Here is a 5,437-nt window from a genome sequence, read left to right on the forward strand (position 1 = left end):
CGCCTCGTCCAGCGCCAAATCGAGCTCCGCCTCGCTCGCCCCGGCGCGCTCGCCCGGCGGCCCGACGACGATCACGATCTCCCCGCGCGGCGGCAGGTCGGCATAGCGCGCGGCCAGCTCGACCAGCGTCCCGGTCACGCACTCTTCGTGCAATTTGCTGATCTCGCGCACCACCGCCGCGTCGCGCGCGCCCAGGCCCTCGGCCAGTGCTGCCAGCGATTCGCCCAGTCGCGGCCCGCTTTCGTACAGCACCAAGCTCGCCCGCACCGCCGCCACTTCGGCGATGGCCTCGGCCCGCGCTTTCGCCTTGGCCGGCAGGAAGCCGAGGAACAGGAAGCGGTCGGTCGGCAACCCCGCCACCGTCAGCGCCGCCACCGCCGCGCACGGCCCGGGGATGGTCACGATCACATGCCCCGCCGCCCGCGCCGCCCGCACCAGCTTGTACCCCGGATCGGAAATCAGCGGCGTCCCCGCATCGCTGATCAGCGCGATCGCCTTCGTGCCCAGTTCGGCCAGCATCCGCTCGCGCACCGCCTCGTCGCTATAGTCGTGATAGACGCTCATCGGCGCCGTCGCCCCGGCGTGAGCGAGCAGTTTCGCGCTGACCCGCTTGTCCTCGGCCAGGATCCGCTCCGCTCCGCGCAGCGTCGCCGCCGCGCGGGGTGACAGGTCACCCAAGTTGCCGATTGGCGTGGCCACGATATACAGGCCCGGGGGTAGGGGTTCGTCGTTCATATTGGAATCAGGTCATGACAGTATCCGCCCGCAACCCGCAAGGACGCATCCCGCGCCGTGGTTTCCTCGCCGGTATTGGCTTGGTGGCGCTGGCGCTGGCCGGCTGCCAGACGCGCGGTCCCGCGCCGGTCCGACCGACCGGTCCGCCGCCGCCGGTCCAGGGCAATAACGGCGAAGTCCGCAACCGAGTCGCGGTGATCGTCCCCCTCACCGGCGACGACGGCGCGGTCGGGCAGGCGATTGCCAACGCCGCCAACCTCGCGCTGCTCGACAGCGGCGACAAGAGCCTGCGCCTGACGATCTACAACAGCGCCGGGCCCGGTGGCGCCGCCGCCGCGACGAGCAAGGCGATCGGCGACGGCAGCCGGCTGATCCTCGGGCCGCTGCTGGCCGACGAAGTCCGTGCCGCCGCCCCGGTTGCGCGTGAGGCCGGAGTGCCGGTCATCGCCTTTTCCAACGATGAGGGAGTCGCCGGCAACGGCGTCTATATTCTTGGCTTCACTCCCAACCAGTCGATCGGCCGGGTCGTCGACCTCGCCCGAAAGCGCGGATTGACCCGCTTCGCGGCGCTGGTTCCGCAGGGTCTCTACGGCCAGCGGGCGGCGCAGGCGATGCTCGGCGCGGTGCAGGACAGCGGTGGCCGCATGGTCGCGCTGCAAACTTTTTCCCGCACCGGGGCAGGGGTCCGCGCCTCTGCCGCCTCGCTCAATGCCAAAGGTACGGTCGATGCCGTGCTGATCGGCGATTCGGGCCGCATCGCCGCCGTCGCCGCCCCCGTACTGAGGTCCGGACAGCAGCTGCTCGGCACCGAATTATGGACGTCGGATCGCGGGCTGGGCACTACGCCGGCGCTGCGCGGCGCCTGGTATGCGGCGGTGCCCGACACGCGCTTCAATCAGCTCGCGGTGCGCTACCGCACCCGCTACGGCAATTCGCCGGTACGCATTGCCAGCCTCGGCTATGATGCGGTGCTGCTGGCCGTTCGGAGCGGGCGCGACTGGCCCATCGCGGAACGCTTTCCCGCCCGCGCGCTGGCCGATCGCGACGGTTTCGCCGGCGTCGATGGCATCTTCCGCTTCGACCGGCGCGGCATTGCCCAGCGCGCGCTGGAAGTGCGCCGAGTGACCGCCACCGGAACCACCATATTGTCGCCGGCCGAGACCAAATTCAGCGAGTAAATCAACGCTTTTGCTGCGCAGCAAATTCAGTCATTCTCCTAATGCACACAGAGGCAGGGGAGAGGCGCAATGTTGGCATTCTTCATGGGGATGGCGCTGATCGCGGCGAGCTCGAATGATAATGTGGCGCGCGACGATTTCGCGGTGTGCCTGAAGGGTCAAATTGCCAAGGCGACGGCGGCGAAGATCGAGGCGGCTGCCTTTGCCGTGTTCGCACGCAGCGCCTGTGCGGCGCAGGCCAGCGGCTTTCGCAACGCACTGATCGCCTATGACCTCAAGGCCGGCTGGACCCGCAAGAAGGCGGAACCCGATGCGGATGCCCAGATCGGCGACTATCTTGCCGACTGGGCCGATCGCTACAAGGATTCGCTGTCGGCGAAATAGGCGTCAGGCGGCGATCTCGGCCAGGATCGAATCGAGCAGCAGTCGACCACCGGGCGTGGTCCGCAAGCGCTTGCCGTCCCGTTCCAGCAGGCCATGCCCCGTTAGCCGCTCGACCGCCGCATCATCGACCAGCCGCTCGACCCCGATCCGCTCGGCCAGCGCCACCGGATCGATCCCCTCGGCCAGCCGCAGTCCCATCACCAGCGCCTCGCGCGCCGCTTCGACCGGGCTCAGCGCCTCCTCCTCGACCAGCCCGTGGCCATTGCGGGCCACGCCAGTCAGGAAATTCTCGGGCTTGCGATGCCGCATCGTCCGCATCCCCCCGCGCCGCCCGTGCGCGCCGGGGCCGATCCCGGCATAATCGCCATAGCGCCAGTAGGTCAGGTTGTGCCGAGTCTCCGCCCCCGCCCGCGCATGGTTTGAAATCTCGTAGGCCGGGATCCCCGCCGCTGCGGTGCGCTCGGCGGTCAACTCGAACAATTCGGCCGCCCGCTCCGCATCGAGCGGCTCGAACTCGCGCTTCGCCACCATCGACGCAAAGCGCGTCCCCGGCTCGATCGTCAGCTCGTAGAGCGACAGATGCTCGGTCCCCAGCGCGATCGCCCGATCGAGCATCGCCGCCCACCGCGCGTCGTCGTCGCCCGGCAGCGCGTAGATCAAATCGAAACTGACCCGCCCGAAATGGCGCTGCGCCACCTCCAGCGCAGCCAGCCCCTCGCGCGCCGAATGGGCCCGCCCGAGGAACGCCAGCGCTGCATCGTCGAAACTCTGCAACCCCAGGCTCAGCCGGTTGACCCCGGCGGCGGCCAGATCGGCGAAGCGCGCCGCCTCGACGCTGTTGGGATTGGCCTCAAGCGTGATCTCGATGTCATCACTCGCCGGCCACGCCTCCCGCGCCGCGCCGATCACCGCCGCGACCGTCGCCGGCTCCATCAGCGACGGCGTTCCCCCGCCGAAGAAGATCGACGTCAGCCGCCGCCCGGGTAGCAGCGCCGCCTCATGCGCCAGGTCCGCTAGCAGCGCCGTCCGCCACGCCTCATGGTCGACGCCATCGCGGACATGGCTGTTGAAGTCGCAATAGGGGCATTTCGACACGCAGAACGGCCAGTGGACGTACAGCGCCAACCCCTCATCGCCCAACCTATTGCCAGGCAGGACTTTCTTTACCAGTGTGGGCGACAAGTGGGGGGCCATGCTGACGAAATTCCTTAGTTTGCTTCTGCTTGTCGCGCCATGCGCGGCGAGCGCGGCCGTTTCTTCGTCGCTGCCGAGTCCGAACTGGCCCGCCCCCGCCGACCGTGGCGGCTCGCTGCTCCGCAATGCCGCGTTGCGACTTCACAACAACGCGCGCCGCTCGTTCGGCGTCGCCCCGGTCGCCTGGAGCGAGGCGCTAGCCGACGAAGCGCGCGATTACGCCCGGACGATGGCCGCGACCGGCATCTACGGCCACGACCGCACCCCCGGTCGTCGTCAGCGCATGGGCGAAACCCTATGGCGCGGCTCGCGCGGCGTCTTCTCCTACGAAACGATGATCGGCGTGATGGTCGACGAGGGCCGCCTGTTTCGCCCCGGCATCTTCCCCGCTGTCAGCGCGACCCGCAACTGGGCCGATGTCGGCCATTTTACCCAGATCGTTTGGCCGACGACGACCGAGATCGGCTGCGGCCTCGCCTCGAGCGGATCGTCCGACTATCTCGTCTGCCGCTACGCCCCGACCGGCAACAAGGACGGCGTGTTGCTCACCCCGTCTCTACGCATCGCCGAACGCGGCAACTAGCTTGGCGAAGGCATCGGCGCGGTGGCTGATACGGTGTTTTTCGTGCGGATCGATCTCGGCAAATGTCTCGCGCATCCCCGCTTTGACGAACATCGGGTCATAGCCAAAGCCCCTGTCCCCGCGCGGCGGCCATACCAGCGTCCCGTCGCACCGCCCCTCGAAACTCTCGATCGCGCCGTCTGGCCATGCCAGCGACAGGACACAGACGAAATGGGAGTCATGGCCCGCATCGGGCCCCGCCGTCTCGACCTCGCGCCACACCCGCTCCATCGCGCGCATGAAATCGCGATTGCCCGCCTCATCCTCTGCCCAACGCGCCGAGAAAATGCCGGGGTTGCCGTGCAGCGCATCGACGCTCAGCCCGCTGTCGTCGGCCAGCGCCGGCAGCCCGGAAAGATCCGCCGCCTGCCGCGCCTTCAGTTCGGCATTGTCGACGAAAGTGACCCCGGTCTCCTCAGGCTCGGGCAGGTCGAGTTCAGCTGCACCGACGCACTCGATCCCGAGCGGCACGAGCAGGGCGCGAATCTCGCGCAGTTTCCCGGCGTTGTGGGTGGCAATGACCAGCTTCGCCGGGCGCTTCACCGACCGACGGCCTTCAGCTGTCCCGCGAAAATGTCGGCGCATCCGATCCGTGCCAGCCGCAGCAACCGCAGCAACTGCTCCTCGTCGAACGTCGCGCCCTCGGCGGTCAGCTGCGCCTCGACGATCGCGCCGTCCCCGGTCAGCACGAAATTGCCGTCCGACCCGGCCGAGCTGTCCTCGATATAGTCGAGGTCGAGCACCGGCGTGCCGTCGTGAATGCCGCACGACACCGCCGCGACCTGCGTCCGGATCGGTTCCTTCGCCAGCTTGAGCGTGTCGATCGCTAGCCGCAGCGCGACCCACGCGCCCGAAATCGACGCGGTGCGCGTGCCGCCATCGGCCTGGATGACGTCGCAATCGATCAGGATCTGGCGCTCGCCGAGCGCGGCCATGTCGACCACCGCGCGCAAGGATCGCCCGATCAGCCGCTGGATCTCCTGCGTCCGCCCCGACTGCTTGCCCTTGGCCGCCTCACGAGCGCCCCGCGTATGCGTCGCACGCGGCAACATGCCATATTCGGCGGTGACCCAGCCCTGGCCCTTGCCGCGCAGGAACGGCGGGACCTTTTCCTCGACGCTGGCGGTCACCAGCACGCGAGTGTCGCCGAAGCTGACGAGGCACGACCCTTCGGCATGCTTGGTGAAGCCGGGTTCGAACGTCAGCGCCCGCATCTGGTCGGGGGCGCGGCCGGATGGGCGCATGGGGAGGTCTCCTCTGGGTTGGCGTGCTCCCTAAAGACCGTAGCGGGCCGACGCCACCCTTCTCCTCCCCTGCATTTGCA

Annotated in this window: 7 protein-coding genes; 3 read left to right on the top strand and 4 right to left on the bottom strand. The window is 68.7% G+C overall.

Annotated features, from left to right (window positions below; all coding sequences use genetic code 11):
• Window positions 1–735 (bottom strand): 16S rRNA (cytidine(1402)-2'-O)-methyltransferase (gene rsmI, locus RMN84_RS02780; RefSeq protein WP_309610682.1); only part of this gene is annotated, 735 nt, incomplete at its 3' end.
• A gap of 14 nt (window positions 736–749) precedes the next feature.
• On the opposite strand from rsmI, the gene RMN84_RS02785 reads away from it, so the two are divergent.
• Both RMN84_RS02785 and RMN84_RS02790 read left to right on the top strand, forming a co-directional pair.
• On the top strand, window positions 750–1,913 hold the full coding sequence (locus RMN84_RS02785; RefSeq protein ID WP_309610683.1) for a penicillin-binding protein activator: 1,164 nt from the start codon (window positions 750–752) through the stop codon (window positions 1,911–1,913).
• A gap of 69 nt (window positions 1,914–1,982) precedes the next feature.
• Window positions 1,983–2,297: a hypothetical protein gene (locus RMN84_RS02790; RefSeq protein ID WP_309610684.1), complete on the top strand. Its 315-nt coding sequence runs from the start codon at window positions 1,983–1,985 to the stop codon at window positions 2,295–2,297.
• A 3-nt stretch (window positions 2,298–2,300) separates the two neighbouring features.
• Here RMN84_RS02790 and hemW read toward each other — a convergent pair whose 3' ends face one another.
• Complete coding sequence (gene hemW / locus RMN84_RS02795; RefSeq protein WP_309610685.1) at window positions 2,301–3,491, bottom strand: radical SAM family heme chaperone HemW; 1,191 nt, start codon at window positions 3,489–3,491, stop codon at window positions 2,301–2,303.
• On the opposite strand from hemW, the gene RMN84_RS02800 reads away from it, so the two are divergent.
• Window positions 3,490–4,074: a CAP domain-containing protein gene (locus RMN84_RS02800; RefSeq protein WP_309610686.1), complete on the top strand. Its 585-nt coding sequence runs from the start codon at window positions 3,490–3,492 to the stop codon at window positions 4,072–4,074. The two genes, hemW and RMN84_RS02800, sit on opposite strands and share 2 nt — an antisense overlap.
• Here the strand turns inward: RMN84_RS02800 and rdgB are convergent.
• Both rdgB and rph read right to left on the bottom strand, forming a co-directional pair.
• On the bottom strand, window positions 4,048–4,656 hold the full coding sequence (gene rdgB / locus RMN84_RS02805; RefSeq protein ID WP_405051425.1) for an RdgB/HAM1 family non-canonical purine NTP pyrophosphatase: 609 nt from the start codon (window positions 4,654–4,656) through the stop codon (window positions 4,048–4,050). The genes RMN84_RS02800 and rdgB overlap by 27 nt on opposite strands.
• Window positions 4,653–5,357: a ribonuclease PH gene (rph, locus tag RMN84_RS02810; RefSeq protein ID WP_309610688.1), complete on the bottom strand. Its 705-nt coding sequence runs from the start codon at window positions 5,355–5,357 to the stop codon at window positions 4,653–4,655. Before rph ends, rdgB begins: the two co-directional genes overlap by 4 nt.
• Window positions 5,358–5,437: the final 80 nt, after the last annotated feature.

The organism is Sphingomonas sp., from assembly GCF_031380695.1.
Classification (GTDB): domain Bacteria; phylum Pseudomonadota; class Alphaproteobacteria; order Sphingomonadales; family Sphingomonadaceae; genus Sphingomicrobium.